Here is a 19,210-nt window from a genome sequence, read left to right on the forward strand (position 1 = left end):
TCGACGAGTTCAACAAGGCGCTGGCCCACGACCACACCCGGCTGACCGTCAACGGCTTCACTCAGCTCGGCCTGGTCGAAATGACCCGCAAGCGGACGCGCGAATCGCTCGCCCACGTCCTTTGCCAGCCGTGCCCGACCTGCGGCGGGCGTGGCGAGGTCAAGACGGCGCGTACCGTGGCCTATGAAATCCTGCGCGAACTGCTGCGCGAAGCCCGCCAGTTCAACGCCCGCGAATACCGCATCCTGGCCGGTCCGGCCGTGGTCAACCTCTTCCTCGACGAAGAGTCGCAGGCCTTGGCCATGCTCTCCGACTTCATCGGCAAATCGGTGTCGTTGCAGTCCGAACCGAGTTATTCGCCTGAGCAATACGACATTGTTCTGATGTAGGCCCCAAGTGGAGACAAGCCATGAAAACAGAACCCGAGTTCGACGGCCTTGTTCCCGCCCAATCTTTTGATCGCAGGAGTTTTATCGTGACCACACTCGGCGCCGGCTTTGCCCTCGCGACGCAACCTGTGATGGCGCAGACGGCCATCAAGACCGACGAAACCGGCCTCATCGCCGGCGAGATCAAGGTGCCGGCCAAGGACGGCGAGATGGTCGCCTACCGCGCCGCGCCCGGCGGACTGGAGAAGCCGCCAGTCGTCCTCGTGGTGTCCGAAATTTTTGGCGCTCACGAATACATCCGCGATGTCTGTCGTCGGCTGGCCAAGCTGGGCTATTGCGCCATCGCCCCCGAATTGTTCGCCCGTCAGGGCGATCCGCGCCAGATCACCGACATTCCCGAAATCCTCGAAAAAATCACCTACAAGACGCCCGACGCGCAGGTTCTGAGCGATCTTGACGCCTGCGTCGCCTGGGCGGCTAGCAAGGGCGCCGACACCCACCGGCTGGCGATCACCGGTTTCTGCTGGGGCGGCCGCATCGCCTGGCTGTACAGCGCCCATAACCCGGCGCTCAAGGCCAGCGTGGCCTGGTACGGTCGTCTGGTCGGCATGAGCAGCCCGATGACGCCGAAACATCCGAGCGAACTGGTCGGCGAACTCAAGGCGCCGGTGCTTGGTTTGTACGGCGGGCTGGATTCTGGCATTCCGCTGGAAACCGTCGAGGCGATGGAGAAGGCCCTGCAGCAAGGGAGTCCGACGGCCAAGGCAGCGGAAATCCACGTTTACGACAATGCACCGCACGCTTTTCATGCCGATTATCGGCCCAGCTACCGCAAGGAAGAGGCCGAAGACGGCTGGCTGAAAATGCTCGCCTGGTTCCGCAAAAACGGCGTCTGATCGCCGATTCGAGGCGGCAAAGGGGCGCCTTCGTGCTAACCTTCGCGCCTCGACAAGACACTGTTCCATCATGACGACTACCGAAGCCACCACCACCAAGCCGAACGACACCCGGGCCCTGCTCAAGGACCTGCATGAACGATTCGATGTCTTCCGTAATTTCAGCCCGCTGGCCATCGGCATCGACAAACAGGTCTTTGCTGTCCTGCCAGAACTGAGCAAGAAATCGCTGCGCCTTGCCATGCGCAGCCACACCATTTCGACGCGTTACCTGAAAGAAATGGAAAAAGGCACGGTGCGTCTGAACCTCGACGGGACGCCGGCCGACGAGGTGACCGATGAGAATCGTCAGCACGCTGCCGAGCAATTGCGCGAGCGTTTCAAGAAACAGGCCGAGGCGCGCAAGGCCGCCGAGGCGGAAGCCAAGGCCGAGCAGCGCCGGGCAGAAAAGCTGACCCAGCTAACTGAGAAATTCGGCCGCAAGTAACTTAGGCGCCGAACAAAGAAAAAGGCCAGTCGTTTGACTGGCCTTTTTACTGGAATTCTTTGGTTGCGGGGGCAGGACTTGAACCTGCGACCTTCGGGTTATGAGCCCGACGAGCTGCCAACTGCTCCACCCCGCGTCCGATGGTTACTGCCAATGCTGCCTTCACTGCCGGCGTCAGTGCAACTCTGGGTGAGTTCTTGGGTTTAGTGGTGGGGCGCGACAGATTCGAACTGTCGACCTACGGATTAAGAGTCCGCTGCTCTACCAACTGAGCTAGCGCCCCACGTCTCCCTAAAATGACTGGTGGGTCGGCCGAGATTCGAACTCGGGACCAACGGATTAAAAGTCCGCTGCTCTACCGACTGAGCTACCGACCCGACCTACCGGGAGCGCGCATTATATAGACGGGGGCCATGAGCGTCAACGGGAAATGCCCCTGTGAAGAATTGCGACGATTGATTTTGGCGCTTTTTCCGGGTTGACCGTAGCAACGGCATCACCCGAGGCGACGGCAGATTTCCGTGGTCAGGGCCGACTGGTTCATGGCATAAAAATGCAGTCCGGGCGCACCACCCTTGAGCAGGCGTTCGCACAGTTCGGTCACGACATCGAGGCCGAAGGCGCGGATCGAATCGCTGTCGTCGCCGTAGCTCTCGAATTTCTTGCGCATCCAGCGCGGCAGTTCGGCGCCGCAGGCGTCCGAGAAACGGGCCAGCTTGGTGAAGCCGACGATGGGCATGATGCCGGGCACGATGGGGACGTCGACGCCGAGCGCCCGGGCTTCATCGACGAAGTGGAAGTAGGCGTCGGCGTTGTAGAAATACTGGGTGATGGCCGAATTGGCGCCGGCCTTGACCTTGCGCGCGAAGGCGTCGAGGTCATCCTTCGGGCTGCGCGATTGCGGGTGCCATTCCGGGTAGGCGGCGACTTCGATGCTGAACCAGTCGCCGGTTTCGGCGCGGATGAACTCGACCAGTTCGTTGGCGTAGCGGAATTCGCCGGTTTCAGCCATGCCGGAGGGCAGGTCGCCGCGCAGGGCGACGGTGCGCTTGATGCCGGCGGCTTTGTATTCGTTGAGGATGTCGCGGATGTTGTCGCGCGTCGAGCCGATGCACGACAGGTGCGGTGCGGCGTCGTGGCCTTCGGCGGCGATTTCCTTGACGACGGAGAAGGTGCGCTCGCGGGTCGAGCCGCCGGCGCCAAAGGTGACCGAGAAGAAGGTGGGATTGAGTTTTGCCAGCTCGGCGCGCACGGTGCGCAGCTTGTCGACGCCTTCCGGCGTTTGCGGCGGGAAAAATTCGATGGAGATTTCTGTAGTCATTTTTTCAACCAGATGAAAAATTCGCGGTTGCCATCACCGCCGGTAATCGGGCTGTTCAGCCAGGCTTTCACGGTCAACCGGAAATTTTGGGCTAAATCGAAAAACTTACGTTCGACGCCGGCGTAAAGCGCCGGATCGCGGACGATGCCGCCTTTGCCGATGTTGGCCGGGCCGACTTCGAACTGGGGTTTGACCAGCAACAGCAGGTCGCCGTCGGCCGCCAGCAGGGCGGGCAGTTGGGGGACGATCAGCGTCATCGAAATGAAGGAAACGTCGCCGACGATCAATGCGAAACCGGCTTGCGGCATGGCTTCGCCCAGATCGGACGGGTTCAGCGCCCGACAGTTGATGCCTTCGAGCGCGGTGACGCGCGGGTCGCTGGCCAGCCGGGCATGCAATTGTCCGTGGCCGACGTCGACGCCGACGACATGGCTGGCGCCAGCTTGCAGCAGGCAGTCGGTAAAACCGCCGGTCGATTGTCCGACATCGAGACAGCGCTTGCCGTCAGCCGAAATGCCGGTTTCGGCCAGCGCGCCGGCCAGCTTGAGGCCGCCACGCGAGACGAAACGGTCTTCCGGGTCAATTGCTACGGTCAACGGCGTTTTTGGCGGTAAATCGAAAGCCGGTTTGACGATGATGCCGCCCGACCAACTGACCCGACCGGCCGCGATCAACCGCTGGGCGGCTGTGCGCGAGGCGGCAAGCCCGGCTTCGACCAGCAGTTGATCGGCCCGCGGCAATTACTTGCCTTTCGCCGACAAAAACACCGCGCTGAGCACCCAGGAAATCACGCTGTAAACCACCGAGCCGAACAGCGCCGGCCAGAAGCCGCCAACGTTGAAACCTTGAATCAGATAGCCGGCCAACTGGAAGAGCAGGGCGTTGATCACGAAAATGAACAAGCCCAGCGTCAGCAGCGTGACCGGCAGGGTCAGCAAAATCAGCAATGGCCGCAGCACGGCGTTGATCAGCCCGAGCACAAGGGCGACAATCAGCGCCGTGCCGAAACTTGCCACGTGGACCGACGGCACGACAGTCGGCAGCGCCAGCAGGGCGAGCGCATTGATGATCCAGATGGCAAGCAGGCGCATGGCTTAGTACCGGTAATGGTCGGCCTTGTACGGGCCTTCCTTGGCAACGTTGATGTAGGCGGCCTGCTCGTCGGTCAGCTCGGACAGCTGCGCGTTGAGCGTCTTCAGTTGCAGGCGGGCAACCTTTTCGTCGAGATGCTTGGGTAGCGTATAGACGCCGACCGGGTACTTGTTGGAACCCTTGACGGCTTCCGTCCACAGTTCGATCTGGGCGATGGTCTGGTTGGCGAAGGACGAGGACATGACGTAGGACGGATGGCCGGTGCCGCAACCGAGATTCACCAGGCGGCCCTTGGCGAGCAGGATGATGCGCTTGCCGTCCGGGAAGATGACGTGATCGACCTGCGGCTTGATCTCTTCCCACTGGTATTTCTCGATCGAGGCAACGTCGATTTCGTTGTCGAAGTGGCCGATGTTGCAGACGATGGCATTGTTCTTCATCGCCGCCATGTGGTCATGGGTGATGACGTGGTAGTTGCCGGTCGTCGTGACGAAAATGTCAGCCTTGTCGGCGGCGTATTCGGTGGTAACGACGCGGAAGCCTTCCATGGCGGCTTGCAGGGCGCAGATCGGGTCGATTTCGGTGACCCAGACCTGGGCCGACAGGGCGCGCATGGCCTGGGCGCAACCCTTGCCCACATCGCCGTAGCCAACAATCAGGGCGACCTTGCCGGCGATCATCACGTCGGTGGCGCGCTTGATGCCGTCAACCAGCGATTCGCGGCAGCCGTAGAGGTTGTCGAACTTGGACTTGGTCACCGAGTCATTGACGTTGATGCCCGGGAACTTGAGTTCGCCACGCTGATGCATCTGGTACAGGCGATGCACGCCAGTCGTGGTTTCCTCGGTGACGCCCTTGACGGCCGCCAGACGCACGGAATACCAGGTCGGATCGACAGCCAGCTTGGTCTTGATGGCGGCGAAGAGGATGGTTTCTTCTTCGGAACCCGGCTTGGCAATGACCGACAGATCCTTCTCGGCACGGGCGCCGAGGTGCAGCAGCAGGGTGGCATCGCCGCCGTCGTCGAGGATCATGTTCGAGTAGCCGCCGTCGGCCCATTCGAAAATGCGATGGGTGTAATCCCAGTAATCGACCAGGGTTTCGCCCTTGACGGCGAAGACCGGGATGTTCTGCGCGGCGATGGCAGCAGCAGCGTGATCCTGCGTCGAGAAGATATTGCAGGATGCCCAGCGCACTTCGGCGCCGAGCGCGGTCAGCGTCTCGATGAGAACGGCGGTCTGGATGGTCATGTGCAGCGAACCGGTGATGCGGGCGCCCTTGAGTGGCTGGGTCTTGGCGAATTCCTCGCGAATGGCCATCAGGCCGGGCATTTCGGTTTCGGCGATGCGGATTTCCTTGCGACCCCAGTCGGCAAGGTTGATGTCGGCGATAACGCAGTCTTGAGTATTGGTAAATGAGTCAGCCACAGTAAGCTCCAAATAAACTGTGACGGGGAGGGGAATAACGGCGTGCTTGCTCACCGGCGGCCCCCTGCGCCCGGCAGGGTTGATCAGTGAGCGCCGTTTTAAACCGAGCCTGGGAGGTTTCTCCTGCAGCGCCCCTCGGTAGGGTGCGGATTATAAATGCGTTTTCAGCCCTTGTCGCCGGCCCAGTAGCGATCGATGTCCTTGATGCCCCATTTCGCAGCTTCTTCGCGGCCGGCGATTTTTTCGGGGCTGCGCGCCAGATCGATGATCTCCGGCTTGATGTAGGCCTGCGATTTGGTTGAGAAAAATACTTTGACCTTGGGTTTGAGCAAGGACTGTTCGCCTTGCTCGACAACCACGCCCAATTTTCCCGATTCAAGCCTGACCAGCGAGCCAACCGGGTAAATGCCCAGGCTTTTGACGAAAGCCTGGAACACGGTCGGATCGAAATGGCCCTTCCATTCGGCCATCCGCTTGATCGACTCGGCGGGGTCCCAGCCGGCCTTGTAGGGGCGATTCGAGGTGACGGCATCGTACACGTCGCAAACGGCGCCCATTTTGGCAAACAGGCTCATCGTTTCGCCGTTCAGTCCTTTCGGGTAGCCGCTGCCGTCGATCTTTTCGTGGTGGTGCAGGCAGACATCCTTGGTGATGTCGCTGATACCTTTGCCCGCCAGCAGAAGTCTGTAGCCTTCTTCCGGATGCGTTTTGACGAGGGCGAACTCTTCCTCGGTTAGTTTGCCTGGCTTATTCAATATTTCCAGCGGAATCATGGCCTTGCCCAGGTCATGCAACAGCCCCGCCATGCCGGCGTCGCGGGTTTGCTGCTCGTCCAGTCCCAATTTCCGGGACAGCGCGATCATCAGGGCGCAGACAGCCACCGAATGCATGAAGGTGTAGTCGTCGGCAATTTTCAGGCGAGCCAGGCTGATCAACGCACCTGGATTGCGCATCACCGAATTGGATATTTCCTCGACCAGCGGCGCTGCGGCTTCAGCCTCGATGGCCTTGCCCATGCGCGCTTCCTGGAACATCGAAACAACGGCTTCCTTCCCCTTGGCGCAAATTTTTGCCGCGCGTTTGACCTCGTCGTTGAACGATGCCTTTTCCTGAACGACGGGTGGCGGCTCGGGAATTTCTTCTGCAACGACGATCTGCTCGCCGTCCGATACAGCGATATCGAGGCCTTTGGAAACGTCGATCCAGACTTGCGTGATCGTGCTTTCACGAATCAGCGTGAGGTCATTCGGGTCGCTGAGGACGAATTTCGTTCGCCAGAACGGATGTTCCAGCCAGGCGCCGCAGAAGGCCTGCAGATGCATGCCCAGCGTCAGCTGTTCAACGGGGATTTTTTTCAGCATATTTGATGATTTTAACAAAGAAGGGAGCCGCTTGGGCTCCCTTCTTGCAAAACTTCACAATGCCATTGTCTTACAGACCAGCGTCCGATTTGAGCAAGTTGGCGCGGTCGGTGGCTTCCCAGGTGAATTCCGGCTCGTCGCGGCCAAAGTGGCCATAGGCAGCGGTCTTCTGGTAAATCGGACGGAGCAGGTCGAGCATGTTGACGATGCCCTTCGGGCGCAAATCGAAGTGCTTTTTGATCAGCGCGGTCAGGGTTTCGTTGCTAACCTTGCCGGTGCCGAAAGTGTCGACCATGACCGAAGTCGGCTCGGCAACACCGATGGCGTAGGAGACCTGGACCAGGCAGCGCGAGGCCAGGCCGGCGGCGACGATGTTCTTGGCGACGTAACGGCCGGCGTAGGCGGCTGAGCGGTCAACCTTGGACGGATCCTTGCCCGAGAAAGCGCCGCCGCCGTGCGGGGCGGCCCCGCCGTAGGTGTCGACGATGATCTTGCGGCCGGTCAGGCCGCAGTCGCCCTGCGGGCCGCCGACGACGAAACGGCCGGTCGGGTTGACCAGGAACTTGATGTTGCCCTTGATCAGTTCTTTCGGCAGCACCGGCTTGATGATCTGTTCGATGGTCGCTTCGCGCAGGTCTTCGAGGCTGATGTCCGGCGAATGCTGGGTGGACAGCACGATCGTATCGATCGAATCCGGCTTGCCATCGACGTACTTGATGGTGACCTGCGACTTGGCATCCGGGCGCGCCCAAGGCAGGCGGCCATCCTTGCGCAGCATGGCCTGACGCTCGACGAGGCGGTGCGACAGGTAGATCGGCAACGGCATCAGCGACGGGGTTTCGTCGCAGGCGTAGCCGAACATCAGGCCCTGGTCGCCGGCGCCCTGATTGAGGTTGTCGTCGTAGGCCTTGTCCACGCCCTGGGCGATGTCCGGGCTCTGCTTGTCGTAGGCGACGAGGACGGCGCAACCTTTGTAGTCAATGCCGTAGTCGGTGTTGTCGTAGCCGATGCGCTTGATGGTCTCGCGGGCGACCTGAATGTAATCGACATTGGCGCTGGTGGTGATTTCACCGGCCAGGACGACCAGTCCGGTGTTACACAGGGTTTCGGCGGCGACGCGGGAATGCTTGTCCTGGGCCAGGATGGCGTCGAGGATGGCGTCGGAAATCTGGTCGGCAACCTTGTCCGGGTGACCTTCGCCGACGGATTCGGAAGTGAAGAAATATTCGCTCATGTGATGCTCCAGTGGTCCTTTTGTCCGGCGCTACCTGCTTCGGACCACGAGCGGTGACGCTTTAGCAGTATTTATGAGTCGCCCCGCAAGTTGTCTGTTTAACTCGGCGAACGGATAATATTAAACTTTTCTGAGGGGGATTCAACCCCCGGGGCATCATGGTTTTTATCTTCCGTCTCCTTTCCCGCTTGCCTCTGAGCGTGCTGCATGTGCTGGGCGGCTGGCTCGGCCGCCTGACCTACTGGTTGTCGCCAACCTATCGTCGTCATCTGCGGGAAAACATTGCCCAGGCGGGTCTCCCGTCGTTACTGCGTGGCAAGGTGGCGGCCGAGACGGGCAAGCAAATGCTGGAACTGGCCCGCATCTGGATGCGTCCGCTCGAGGAGGCGATTCCGCTGGTCGCCGAGGTGGTTGGTTGGGAGCATGTCGAGGCGGCACAACAGGCCGGCAAGGGAATTGTCTTTCTGACGCCGCACCTCGGCTGTTTCGAGATTACCGCGCAATATCTATCGTCTTTTGGCGACATCACGGTGCTTTATCGCGCACCGAAATCGGCCGTGGCGCAGGAGCTGATCCTGACCGGCCGCAAGCGCGCCCACCTGCATCTGGCGCCGGCTGATCTCTCTGGCGTGCGCGCTCTGATCAAGGCCTTGAAGAAGGGCGAAATGGTCGGCATGTTGCCTGATCAGGCGCCGAAGACCGGCGAGGGTGCCTGGCTCAAGTTCTTTGGTCGATACGCTTACACGATGACGCTGGCCGCTCGCCTGACCGAAACCGGGGCCGCAGCGTTGCTGACCTGGGGTGAGCGTCTACCTGGCGGGCGTGGCTACCGCGTGCATTTTCAGCCGCCGCAGAATCCGCTGACGGGTGCTACGGTCGACCGGGCGCAGCAGATCAATTTTGAAATCGAGACACTGATCCGCCAGTGCCCAGCCCAGTACCTGTGGGGCTACAACCGCTACAAACGACCGGGCGGTGCCGACGCGCCGCCGGCGGAGTGAATTCCTTGAATATTTTTCTTACTTATATTCTGGTCGGCTTTCTCTGGCTGTTGCACTGGTTGCCGCTCTCCGTGCTGCGCAGTCTGGGGAGCGGGTTGGGGCGCCTGCTCTATGCTTTGGGCCGCAGCCGGCGTGAAGTGGCGCTGACCAACCTGCGCCTGTGCTTCCCGGAGAAGAGCGAAGCTGAACGGGAAGTGCTGGCGCGGGCTCATTTCGTTGCCTTTGCCCGGGCTGTGCTCGACCGCACGTTAGGGTGGTGGGCATCGCGGGAACGGCTGGAGCGCCTCATTCGCATTCACGGGGTCGAGCATCTGACTGATCCGGAAGGCCGGCCGGTGGTCATGCTTTCGCCCCATTTCGTCGGGCTGGATGCCGGCGGGACGGTGATCTCGATGCACGTGACCGGATGCAGTGTCTTCTCGAACCAGAAGAATCCGGTCCTCAACAAGTTGCTTTATGATGGCCGGATGCGTTTCAACGAGGCGATACTGCTCTCGCGTCAGGATGGCATGCGCAAGATCGTCAGGGCGATGAAGGACGGACACCCGTTTTACTACCTGCCGGACATGGATTTTGGTCCCAAGGAGTCGATTTTCGTGCCTTTCTTCGGCGTTCAGGCGGCGACGATTCCCGCCTTGTCGCGGCTGGTCCGGCTGACCAATGCACGCGTCGTGCCAGTTATATGCCACCAGGTGCCGGATGGCTACGAGATCGAGGTGATGCCGTCATGGGAGAATTTCCCCGGCGAAAGTGTCGAAGCCGATACCGAATTCATGAACCAGTTTATTGAAAGCCAGGTGCTGCGCATGCCGGAGCAGTATTTCTGGTTGCACAAGCGCTTCAAAACCCGGCCACCCGGAGAACAGAGGTTTTACCCATGAACAGCCTAAATGTTGACATCCGTCCCGTGACGCCGCCCGATGTGCCGGCGATCTCGGCCTTGGCCCGCGAAATCTGGCAGGCCACTTACCCCGGCATCATCACGCAGGAACAGATCGATTTCATGCTCGAGCAACGCTATGGCCATGAGCGTCTGTACGATGACCTCAAGGATGAGCACAAATGGCTCGACCAGGCTTTTCTCGGTGATCGCCGCGTCGGCTTTGCCTTCAGCGAAATCTACAAGGGTGAATTCAAGCTCGACAAGCTGTACATCCACCCTGATGTGCAGCGCCAGGGGGTCGGTGGTCAATTGATCGGCCATGTCGCCGCAAGGGCAAAAAAAGAGGGGTATCCCTGCGTTATCCTGGCGGTCAACAAGCGCAACGACAAGGCCATCAATTCGTACATGAAATACGGTTTCGTCGTGCGTGAGGCGATTGTCGACGACATCGGCCACGGCTTCATCATGGACGATTTCGTGATGGAGAAGAAGCTTTAAGATTTTGAGGCAACTCCCTGTCTCTGCTATGCTTTTTAAAATAATTTAGTGAGGCAGTACGTGAAACTCAAATTCTCGAAAATGCATGGTCTGGGCAACGATTTCGTTGTCCTTGACGGTATTCGCCAGTCGCTGGCGTTGACGCCGGAACAACTGTGCTATCTCGCTGACCGCCATTTCGGTGTCGGCTGCGACCAGATTCTGCTGGTCGAAAAGGCGACCCAAGCGGGCGTCGATTTCCGCTACCGCATCTTCAATGCCGATGGTGGCGAGGTTGAGCAATGCGGCAATGGCGCGCGCTGTTTCGTGCGTTTTGTGCACGATCAAGGCCTGACCGACAAGCGCGAGATTCGGGTCGAGACGATGAAAGGCCTGATTACGCCGCGCCTAGAAAGCGATGGCAATATCACGGTCGACATGGGGGTTCCCCGCTTTTTGCCGGCCGCAATCCCCTTTCTCGCCGACGACGACCTGATCGTGCATCTGCTCGATGTGGCCGATGAAACGCTGGAAACGAGCGTCGTCTCGATGGGCAATCCGCACGCCGTGCAGGTGGTGGAGAGCGTCGAGTCGGCGCCAGTTGGCGAGTACGGCCCATTGATTGAAAAGCATCCGCGCTTCCCGCAGCGGGTTAATGCGGGATTTATGCAGATTGTCGACCGCCACGCCATCAAGCTGCGCGTTTATGAGCGCGGCACGGGTGAAACAATGGCCTGCGGCACCGGCGCCTGCGCCGCGGTGGTCGCTGGCATTCGCCGCGGCCTGCTCGATTCGCCGGTCCGCGTTACGACGCATGGCGGCGATCTGAATATTGCCTGGGGCGGCGGTGAGCGGCCGGTTTTGATGACCGGCCCGGCGGTAACGGTATTTACTGGAGAAATTGAATTATGAGCGCCATGTTCCCCGAGGAAATCGCGGACTACCTGAAGAATAATCCGGGCTTTTTCGAGCAGTACGCCGACCTGATGGCCCAGATTTTCGTGCCGCATCCGCATGGTGGCCGCACCGTCTCGCTGGCCGAGCGCCAGATGCTGACGCTGCGCGACAAGAACCGGGCGACCGAGAGCAAGCTGGCCGAACTCATCGCGTTCGGCGAGGAAAACGACCAGATCAGCGAGAAGGTCCATCGACTGTCGGTCGCGCTGATCGCTGCCGAGACCTTTCAGGCGGTCATCCATCTGCTCAACTTCCACCTGCGCGATGATTTCGCTGTGCCGCATGTCGCCCTGCGCCTGTGGGACAAGCCGGAAGGCATCGAGGACTTGCCGGAATTTGCCGCCGTCAGCGAAGAGCTGCAGGTTTTTGCCGAAACGCTGGCTCGGCCGTATTGCGGTTCGACGGCCGGTTTTGGCACGACCTCATGGTTCGGCGAGGCGGCTTCCCACATTCGTTCGCAGGCGCTGATCGCCCTGCGCAACGGCGGCGGGACGATCGGCATGATCGCGCTGGGCAGCGAGGAAGCGCAACGCTTCTACGCTGACATGGGGACGTTGTACCTCGAACGCCTCGGCGAAATGGTTTCCGCGGCCCTGGCCAGAGTGACCAAGAGCGTGCTGTGACCGAACGCGTCGTGTTGCATGCCATTCGGCACATAAAACAGCGCCTTTGCCCCCGTGGCAGCGTTGCAAATCCTCGCGATACTGCTCGTTATCGCTGTGGTTTGCGCCTTGTCACAAGGGCAAATGCATCAGTTTTATCAAGTGCCGAATAGCATGCAACACGACGCCGTCGCTGCGGTCGACGCCTGGCTGGCGGAACTTTCGGACCAGCGCCGGCTGTCGCCGCACACTGTTTCCAATTACCGGCGCGATCTGGGGAAGCTGTTGGTGGCGGCGGGCGAAACCCCGCTCGCTGGCTTGCTCGTCCATCACATTCGCCGTTTTGTCGCCCAGCTCCATGGCCAAGGCCTGGGCGGCCGTTCGCTGGCGCGGACGCTGTCGGCCTGGCGCGGATTTTTCGGCTGGCTCGGCGAACGCGGCCTGATCAAGGCCAATCCCTGTGATGGCATCCGGCCGCCGAAATCGCCGCGGTTGTTGCCCAAGGCCTTGTCCGTCGACGAAACTGCCTGCCTGCTGGCGCCATTCGAGGACGACGATCCGGTGCAGGGGGCCCGTGATCTGGCCATGTTCGAATTGTTCTATTCCTCCGGATTACGGCTAGCCGAGCTAGTTTCGCTCGATTGCGACGTGCTCGACAAGGTGGCCCACGAAGGCGAGATCCGCGTTCTTGGTAAGCGCGCCAAGTTGCGGCTGGTGCCGGTTGGCAGCAAGGCATGCGAGGCGTTGGCGGCATGGTCTGTGCTGCGCGGGCAGTTGGCCAAGCCGGGAGAAAAGGCCCTGTTTGTCGGTCAGCGCGGCGGTCGCATCAGCCCGCGTCTGGTCGAGGCCAGGCTGGCCCGGCGGGCCGTGCTGATTGGACTTCCAGCCCATGTTCACCCGCACATGCTGCGTCACTCCTTCGCCTCGCACCTCCTGCAATCCTCGGGCGATCTGCGTGCCGTACAGGAAATGCTCGGCCACGCCAGCATCGCGTCGACGCAGGTTTATACGCACCTGGATTTTCAGCACTTGGCCAAGGTCTACGATTCGGCCCATCCGCGGGCCAAGGCCAAATAGTCGGACAATTCCACGGTCAACCGGAAAAATCGGCGAAAAATCAAGGCTTCGTTGACGATTCATCCACAGGGCGCTATCCTCTGCGGTTTCGCAAATTCGCCGGATTCAAGGAGTTTTCATGGCCATCAATCGCGTTCGCCGTTCTTCCCTGGAGCGCCGCTGCGTTTCCAAGTCTACCAAGCGTCTGTTCAAGAACACGGGCAAGACCCTGTTCAAGGTCATGTACGCTGCCGAGTGTCATCAGCGCAACCGCAAGGCTCTGGGCGCTTAATTCCACGCCCGAACCCAACCGTGACGTTGTCGACATCGCCTTGCCGTGCTAAGCGCACTGTCTGCGGCGCGTCTTCGCATCACGCTTGATCCGGACATGGAATAGTCAACAAAAGAATTCCTGAGCCCCGGTTGCCGCAAGGTAACCGGGGCTTCTTGCTTTTTAGATCGGGAAAAACATGGCACAGCTGATTCTGCTTCCGGGCAAGGAACGTTCGGCGTTCAAGCACCACCCCTGGTTGTTCGCCGGTTCGGTCGGCCGCCTTGAAGGTCGGGCCCGGCCGGGTGATACGGTCGAAGTGCTGGCTGACAATCTGCGTCCGCTCGGGCGCGCCGCCTACAGCCCGAAGTCGCAGATTCGCGCGCGCTTCTGGACTTTCGATGCCGAAGAATCCATCGACGACGCTTTCTTCAAGCGGCGCATCGCGGCAGCCGTGGCGCTGCGCCAGTCGTTGCCGGAGTTGCGCGGCCAGTCGGGCCTGCGTCTGATTCATGCCGAATCCGACGGTCTGCCCGGCGTCATCGCCGATCAGTACGGCGATACGGTGGTCGTCCAGCTGACTTCGGCCGGTGCCGACAAATGGCGCAACGCTATCGTCGCCGGGCTGGTCAAGGCGACCGGTTGCTCGCGCGTTTATGAACGCTCCGATTCCGATGTCCGTGGCCTCGAAGGTCTGGGTCCGACCACCGGCTGGTTGCATGGTGAGGCGCCGGCGACGCCGCTGTCCATCGACGAAAACGGGGTTCGTCTGGCGATTGATATTGCCGGCGGCCACAAGACCGGGTTTTATCTCGACCAGCGCGAGAACCGCGCCTTGCTTGGCCAGTTGGCGGCTGGCAAGGACGTGCTGAACTGCTTTTGCTACACCGGCGGCTTTTCGCTGCAGGCGCTGGCCGGTGGCGCCAAGAGCGTGCTGTCGATTGATTCCTCCGGCCCGGCGCTGGCCCAGGCCGCGGCCAATCTGGCGCTCAACCCCGCTTTGCCGGCCGATCGGGCGCAATGGCAGGAGGCCGACGTTTTTCAGGCGCTGCGCGATTTTCGCAAGGCGGGCAAATTGTTCGACCTGATCGTCCTCGATCCGCCCAAGTTTGCCCCGTCGGCGGCGCATGCCGACCGGGCAGCCAAGGCCTACAAGGACATCAATATCCTGGGCTGCCGGCTGCTCAAGCCGGGCGGGTTGTTGATGACCTATTCGTGCTCCGGCGGCGTCGGGCTGGAAATGTTCCAGAAAATCATCGCCGACTCGGCGCTCGATGCCGGGCGCTCGGCGCGCATCGTTCGTCGCCTGGCTGGCGCGGCCGATCATCCGGTGGCGTTGAACTTTCCCGAAGGCGAGTATCTCAAAGGCCTGCTGGTGCAGGTAGACTGAGCGCCGCTCCGCCATTTGAACGTAACGCTGTCCTGATAGACTGAATAGATGCTTCCGTTGCGCCGTCTCCTTCTCGTTGTCGTGCTCTTCTTCGCCCAAGTGGCGACGGGGGCGCACGCCGTCGAGCATGCGGCGAGCAACGATGATGGCTTGCCGACCCATGTCTGCCCGCTTTGCCTGGCGGCGCATGACCTCGGTACGGCCTTGCCTTCGCTGGCGGCCTTGCCGCCGGTGCTGGCCGTTCAGCTGGTTCCGGAATCGTTCTCGGCCCATGGCCGCGACACGTTCCCGGCGCCCATCGCGACCCAGCAGGGTCCGCCACTTTTCTGAAATTGCCCGTTTTTTCCGGTTGACCGTGGGATTCCCGCGGTTGGCCGCTTGTTACGCAATTTCAGGAAAATCCCATGCAAAAATCTTTTGCCATGGCGGCCTTGCTGGCCGCCTCGTGCGGCGCGCAAGCCGCATCCGATGCCGATCTGGCAGCCATTCGCGCCCAGATCGACGACATGAAAAAAACCTACGAGCAACGCATCGCGGCGCTCGAACAGAAGCTGGTTCAGGCTGAATCTCAGGCCAAATCCGAGAAGTCGGCATCGGCACCGGTGCCCGCCGAAAGTCGCCAGTCCGTGGCGTCAGCCAACGCCTTCAATCCCGAAGTCTCGCTGATCCTCCAAGGCCAGTTCCGCCACGCCAGGAACATTCCGGGACGTGGCATCACCGGCTTTGTGCCGGGCGGCCAAGGGTTCAATACGCGTGGCTTCTCGGTCGATGAAACGGAGCTGGTGCTGGCTGCCAATGTCGATCCCTATTGGCGCGGCCAGGCCATCGTGGCGATGGTTGACGGTCAGGCCAATATCGAGGAGGCGTGGTTCCAGTCGCTGGCCATCGGCCAGGGCGTCGGCCTGAAAGTCGGACGTTATCGCTCGAGCATCGGTTACCTCAACGAGCAACACCCGCACATGTGGGATTTTACCGATGCGCCGCTGATGTATCAGGCGATGTTCGGCGAGGATGCCAGCTATGTCCAGGATGGTGTGCAGCTGAAATGGCTGGCGCCGACTTCGCTATTTGTCGAGTTCGGCACTGAAGTCGGTCGCGGCGCCAATTTCCCGGGCACCGACCGGAACAACAACGGCACCGGCGGTGGCGCGCTGTACGTGCACGTCGGCGACGATGTCGGTGTCTCGCATAGTTGGCGGGCTGGGGCATCCTGGTTGAAAACGCGGGCCAGCGAGCGGAGTGGCGATTTTGTCGACATCGGCGGGGCGACCGCACAGGGCTCCTTCGCCGGCGATTCGACGACCTGGCTGGCCGATTTTGTCTGGAAATGGGCGCCGAACGGCAACTCGGCGCATCGGAACTTCAAGTTCCAGAGCGAGTATTTTGTCCGCGAGGAGAAGGGCGGGCTGACTTGTGTCGGCGCCTGTGTCGATAGCAGCTACCAGACCAACCAGTCCGGCTGGTACGCCCAGGGCGTTTACCAATTCACGCCGCAATGGCGGGCTGGCCTGCGTTACGAGCAACTCGACAGCGGCCGGCGCGATTTCGGCGCCAACGCGGCCAATCTTATGGTCGACAGCTATCGCCCGAAAAAGGCGTCGGCGATGGTCGATTACAGCTGGAGCGAGTTCTCGCGCCTTCGTCTGCAAGTCGCGCAGGACAAATCGATGTTCGGCATCACCGACAACCAGTTGACGCTGCAGTACGTCATGAGCCTCGGCGCCCACGGCGCCCACAAGTTCTAGGAGCCGACCATGAAACATTTCATTTTTGCCTGTTTTTTCGGGTTGACCGTGGGAACCGCCCAGGCCGACCTCAAAGTCTTCGCCACCGTGCCGGAATGGGGCGCCCTGGCGCAGGAAATCGGTGGCGGCAAGGTCAAGGTCTATACCGCGACGACCGCCTTCCAGGACCCGCACCGCATCGAAGCCAGGCCGTCGTTGCTGGCGCAGGCCCGGCAGGCCAACCTGGTCGTCGCCGCCGGCGCCGATCTGGAAATCGGCTGGTTGCCGCTGGTCCTCCGCGACTCCGGAAACTCGGCCATCCAGCCCGGTCAGCCGGGTTATTTCGCGGCGGCCAACTTCGTCAATCGCCTGGAAGTGCCGACGACGCTCGACCGCGCCCACGGCGACGTCCATGCCGCCGGCAATCCGCACACCCATCTTGATCCGCGCAATGTGCTGAAGGTCGGCGCGGCGCTGACGGCACGCATGGTCGAGCTCGATGCCGTCAATGGCGCCGCCTATCAGGCCGGCTACCAGGCCTTTGCCGGCAAGTGGCAGACGGCGATGGCACGCTGGCAGAAAGAGGCCGCGCCGCTCAAGGGCGTGCCGGTGCTCGTCCATCACGCCTCATTCGTATACCTGACCAACTGGCTGGGCATCAAGGAAGTCGGCGCGCTCGAACCGAAGCCGGGCATCGAGCCAACCAGCGGCCACCTCACCGATCTGCTTGCCCGTCAGCAGAGCGCGCCGGCCAAAATGGTCCTGCGCGCCGCCTACCAGCAGGATGGGCCGAGCCTGTGGATCGCCGGCAAGACCGGCCTGCCGGCCGTTCTGTTGCCCTACACGGTCGGCGGCACGCCGGAAGCCAAGGATCTGTTCGGCCTGTTCGACGACACCGTCCAACGCTTGCTGAAAGGCCTGCGGTGAACGTCCTGCTCCGGGCTGAAAAACTGGTCGTCGGCTGGCAGCAGCCGGCGACGCAGCCGCTCGATTTAACCATTGCGGCCGGCGAAATTGTCGGCCTGACCGGTCCCAACGGCGTCGGCAAAAGCACGCTACTCGCTGCCCTTGCCGGGCGGGCCAAGGTTTTTTCCGGGCGCCTCGCGCAGCGTCCCGGCCTTCGCCTGGCCTTGCAGACGCAGGACGTGCCGCCGGTCGTCGGCCTGCCCCTGTCTGGCCGTGAACTGTTGGCGCTGACCGGGGCCAGTCCTGAAGGCTTGCCCGCCTGGCTGGCCGACCGGCTCGACCGCCGGCTCGACAAACTGTCTGGCGGCCAGCGTCATTACCTGACCCTGTGGGCCATCCTGCAAGCGCCGGCTGATCTGGCCCTGCTCGACGAGCCGACCAACAACCTCGATGTCGCCGGTGTCGCCCACCTGACCGAACACCTGCGCGACCGGGCAGCGGCTGGCGCCGGCATTCTCGTCGTCAGCCACGACACGGCCTTTGTCGAAGCCGTTTGCGATCGTGTTATTGCGCTGAGGGGCAACGATGTCGGCTGAACTATTCCTGATTCCTTTCCTGACCGGGCTGGCCTGCGCCATCGTCCTGCCGGCGCTCGGTTGCTACCTGCGTCTGCGTGACCAATGGCTGGCCGCGCTGGCCTATTCGCATGTCGCCGCGGCCGGCGCCTTGCTGGCCCTGGTCGCTGGTATGGCACCGGTGCTCGGCGGGCTGGCAATGGCGGCGCTGGCCGGGAGCGGTCGCCAGCTGTTTGTCCGGCGCCTGTCCGGTGGCGCCGGCGATGCGCTGCTGCTGCTCGGCGGCTGGTCCGCCGCCGTGCTGCTCGCCGCCAACGCGCCGCTGGCCGAACGCCTGGGCCATGCCCTGTTCGACGGCCAGCTCTATTTTGCCGGTAGCGCGCAGCTCTGGCCGGTCGCCAGCGGCGGGACGGTCGCCTTGCTCGCCTTGCGCAGCTTGTCGCCCAGATTGCTGCTGGCCCGCGTTTACCCCGATCTCTTTCGCTTGCGCGGCCTGGCGGCCTGGCCGACCCAGCTCGGCTTCGATCTGCTGGCGGCGCTTAGCCTGGCCATGGCGACAATGAGTCTCGGCGTCATGGGGGCTTTTGCGCTGGTCTTCATTCCGCCGTGGCTGGCCTTCCGGCGTGCCGCCAACTGGCGCTCCGGCCTGCGTTGGGCCCTGGCGATCGGCGTCCTCGCCTATGTCGCGGCATTCGCCCTGGCGCTCGGACTGGATCAGCCATTCGGGCCGGTTCTGGCGCTCCTTCTCGTACTGGTCGGACTCCTCGTTGCATGAAGTGCGATGGCATGCTAAAAACTACTTCCCCGCGCGCGGAGTGGTTATGGTTTTTTCCTTTTTCAAGAAGCAGGACAAAAAAATGCCGGAGCGGCCGGCTGCCCGGCCGCGTGCCCCGGCCCCGCTGCCCGAGGCCACGGCGCCAGTAGCGCCCGCGCCAGCCGAGGAGCAACCCAAGTCGCTGCCCGAACCGCTGCCGGATTTGGAATTTACGCCCGGCAAGCCGATCAAGCCCCAGCCTGCAGTCGCCGCCAGGAAGCCTGAAGGCAAGCCGGCGGCAGCGGCCCGGCCGCTACCGACGGCCAACTCCGATTTCAGCATCGACGATTTTGACAGCGACGATTTCACCGAATCGAGCGTCATGGGGATCGACGTCAATCACGACG

The 19,210-nt window shown here is 61.7% G+C and carries 22 protein-coding genes, 3 tRNA genes, 1 pseudogene and 1 riboswitch; of the genes and pseudogenes, 17 read left to right on the plus strand and 9 right to left on the minus strand.

Annotated features, from left to right (window positions below):
- The 3 genes from ADADOO_RS06035 to ADADOO_RS06045 form a co-directional block, all read left to right on the plus strand.
- Positions 1–389: ribonuclease E/G (locus tag ADADOO_RS06035; protein ID WP_511275874.1), on the plus strand; the 389-nt coding region annotated here is incomplete at its 5' end.
- A gap of 20 nt (positions 390–409) precedes the next feature.
- A complete protein-coding gene (locus ADADOO_RS06040; protein ID WP_511275876.1) occupies positions 410–1,285 on the plus strand; it encodes a dienelactone hydrolase family protein in 876 nt (291 codons plus the stop codon).
- A 70-nt stretch (positions 1,286–1,355) separates the two neighbouring features.
- Positions 1,356–1,772, plus strand: a complete 417-nt coding sequence (locus ADADOO_RS06045; RefSeq protein WP_511275878.1) for a ProQ/FINO family protein — start codon at positions 1,356–1,358, stop codon at positions 1,770–1,772.
- A gap of 60 nt (positions 1,773–1,832) precedes the next feature.
- On the opposite strand, the gene ADADOO_RS06050 is transcribed toward ADADOO_RS06045, so the two are convergent.
- The 9 genes from ADADOO_RS06050 to metK all read right to left on the minus strand — a co-directional run bounded on the left by ADADOO_RS06050 (position 1,833) and on the right by metK (position 8,207).
- Positions 1,833–1,908 (minus strand) — tRNA-Met (locus ADADOO_RS06050).
- A 71-nt stretch (positions 1,909–1,979) separates the two neighbouring features.
- A tRNA-Lys gene (locus tag ADADOO_RS06055) sits at positions 1,980–2,055 on the minus strand.
- Positions 2,056–2,073: 18 nt separating this feature from the next.
- Positions 2,074–2,149, minus strand: a tRNA-Lys gene (locus ADADOO_RS06060).
- A gap of 119 nt (positions 2,150–2,268) precedes the next feature.
- Positions 2,269–3,093 carry a methylenetetrahydrofolate reductase [NAD(P)H] gene (metF, locus tag ADADOO_RS06065; RefSeq protein ID WP_511275880.1) on the minus strand — a complete coding sequence of 275 codons (825 nt, stop codon included), beginning with the start codon at positions 3,091–3,093 and terminating at the stop codon, positions 2,269–2,271.
- Positions 3,090–3,833 (minus strand): TlyA family RNA methyltransferase, encoded by a 744-nt coding sequence (locus ADADOO_RS06070; protein ID WP_511275882.1) that lies wholly within the window; start codon positions 3,831–3,833, stop codon positions 3,090–3,092. The genes metF and ADADOO_RS06070 overlap by 4 nt, the downstream gene beginning before the upstream one ends.
- Positions 3,834–4,184 carry a phage holin family protein gene (locus ADADOO_RS06075; protein WP_511275884.1) on the minus strand — a complete coding sequence of 117 codons (351 nt, stop codon included), beginning with the start codon at positions 4,182–4,184 and terminating at the stop codon, positions 3,834–3,836.
- A gap of 3 nt (positions 4,185–4,187) precedes the next feature.
- Entirely contained in the window at positions 4,188–5,612 is a 1,425-nt protein-coding gene (ahcY, locus tag ADADOO_RS06080) for an adenosylhomocysteinase (protein WP_511275885.1), read from the minus strand.
- A gap of 81 nt (positions 5,613–5,693) precedes the next feature.
- A riboswitch (S-adenosyl-L-homocysteine riboswitch) is annotated at positions 5,694–5,755 on the minus strand.
- A 21-nt stretch (positions 5,756–5,776) separates the two neighbouring features.
- The gene (locus tag ADADOO_RS06085) at positions 5,777–6,973 is read right to left on the minus strand and encodes an HD-GYP domain-containing protein (RefSeq protein WP_511275887.1); all 1,197 of its coding nucleotides are present in this window, start codon (positions 6,971–6,973) and stop codon (positions 5,777–5,779) included.
- Between the two features lie 70 nt (positions 6,974–7,043).
- Complete coding sequence (gene metK / locus ADADOO_RS06090) at positions 7,044–8,207, minus strand: methionine adenosyltransferase (RefSeq protein WP_511275888.1); 1,164 nt, start codon at positions 8,205–8,207, stop codon at positions 7,044–7,046.
- A 158-nt stretch (positions 8,208–8,365) separates the two neighbouring features.
- Here metK and ADADOO_RS06095 point away from each other — a divergent pair, with 158 nt between their 5' ends.
- The 14 genes and pseudogenes from ADADOO_RS06095 to ADADOO_RS06160 all read left to right on the plus strand — a co-directional run.
- Positions 8,366–9,208: a lysophospholipid acyltransferase family protein gene (locus tag ADADOO_RS06095; protein WP_511275890.1), complete on the plus strand. Its 843-nt coding sequence runs from the start codon at positions 8,366–8,368 to the stop codon at positions 9,206–9,208.
- A gap of 5 nt (positions 9,209–9,213) precedes the next feature.
- Positions 9,214–10,089 (plus strand): lysophospholipid acyltransferase family protein, encoded by an 876-nt coding sequence (locus ADADOO_RS06100; RefSeq protein WP_511275892.1) that lies wholly within the window; start codon positions 9,214–9,216, stop codon positions 10,087–10,089.
- Positions 10,086–10,589 (plus strand): GNAT family N-acetyltransferase, encoded by a 504-nt coding sequence (locus ADADOO_RS06105; protein ID WP_511275893.1) that lies wholly within the window; start codon positions 10,086–10,088, stop codon positions 10,587–10,589. Before ADADOO_RS06100 ends, ADADOO_RS06105 begins: the two co-directional genes overlap by 4 nt.
- A gap of 60 nt (positions 10,590–10,649) precedes the next feature.
- Positions 10,650–11,480, plus strand: coding sequence for a diaminopimelate epimerase (gene dapF, locus ADADOO_RS06110; protein ID WP_511275895.1), 831 nt, complete (start codon positions 10,650–10,652; stop codon positions 11,478–11,480).
- Positions 11,477–12,148: a DUF484 family protein gene (locus ADADOO_RS06115; protein ID WP_511275897.1), complete on the plus strand. Its 672-nt coding sequence runs from the start codon at positions 11,477–11,479 to the stop codon at positions 12,146–12,148. Before dapF ends, ADADOO_RS06115 begins: the two co-directional genes overlap by 4 nt.
- A 153-nt stretch (positions 12,149–12,301) precedes the next feature.
- On the plus strand, positions 12,302–13,204 hold the full coding sequence (gene xerC, locus ADADOO_RS06120) for a tyrosine recombinase XerC (protein WP_511275899.1): 903 nt from the start codon (positions 12,302–12,304) through the stop codon (positions 13,202–13,204).
- A gap of 118 nt (positions 13,205–13,322) precedes the next feature.
- Positions 13,323–13,475: a hypothetical protein gene (locus ADADOO_RS06125; RefSeq protein WP_511275901.1), complete on the plus strand. Its 153-nt coding sequence runs from the start codon at positions 13,323–13,325 to the stop codon at positions 13,473–13,475.
- A gap of 178 nt (positions 13,476–13,653) precedes the next feature.
- Complete coding sequence (locus ADADOO_RS06130) at positions 13,654–14,844, plus strand: class I SAM-dependent rRNA methyltransferase (protein WP_511275902.1); 1,191 nt, start codon at positions 13,654–13,656, stop codon at positions 14,842–14,844.
- A gap of 48 nt (positions 14,845–14,892) precedes the next feature.
- Positions 14,893–15,174, plus strand: a complete 282-nt coding sequence (locus ADADOO_RS06135; RefSeq protein ID WP_511275904.1) for a hypothetical protein — start codon at positions 14,893–14,895, stop codon at positions 15,172–15,174.
- 74 nt (positions 15,175–15,248) lie between these two features.
- A complete protein-coding gene (locus tag ADADOO_RS06140) occupies positions 15,249–16,589 on the plus strand; it encodes a TonB-dependent receptor (protein WP_511275906.1) in 1,341 nt (446 codons plus the stop codon).
- A gap of 9 nt (positions 16,590–16,598) precedes the next feature.
- Positions 16,599–17,495 (plus strand): metal ABC transporter substrate-binding protein, encoded by an 897-nt coding sequence (locus ADADOO_RS06145; protein WP_511275908.1) that lies wholly within the window; start codon positions 16,599–16,601, stop codon positions 17,493–17,495.
- On the plus strand, positions 17,492–18,070 hold the full coding sequence (locus ADADOO_RS06150) for an ATP-binding cassette domain-containing protein (RefSeq protein WP_511275910.1): 579 nt from the start codon (positions 17,492–17,494) through the stop codon (positions 18,068–18,070). Before ADADOO_RS06145 ends, ADADOO_RS06150 begins: the two co-directional genes overlap by 4 nt.
- Positions 18,060–18,824 (plus strand): metal ABC transporter permease, encoded by a 765-nt coding sequence (locus ADADOO_RS06155; protein WP_511275912.1) that lies wholly within the window; start codon positions 18,060–18,062, stop codon positions 18,822–18,824. Before ADADOO_RS06150 ends, ADADOO_RS06155 begins: the two co-directional genes overlap by 11 nt.
- 46 nt (positions 18,825–18,870) lie before the next feature.
- Positions 18,871–19,210: pseudogene (locus ADADOO_RS06160) on the plus strand (hypothetical protein); the annotation flags it as partial.

The organism is Azonexus sp., from assembly GCF_036170495.1.
In the GTDB taxonomy this organism is placed as follows: Bacteria; Pseudomonadota; Gammaproteobacteria; order Burkholderiales; family Rhodocyclaceae; genus Azonexus.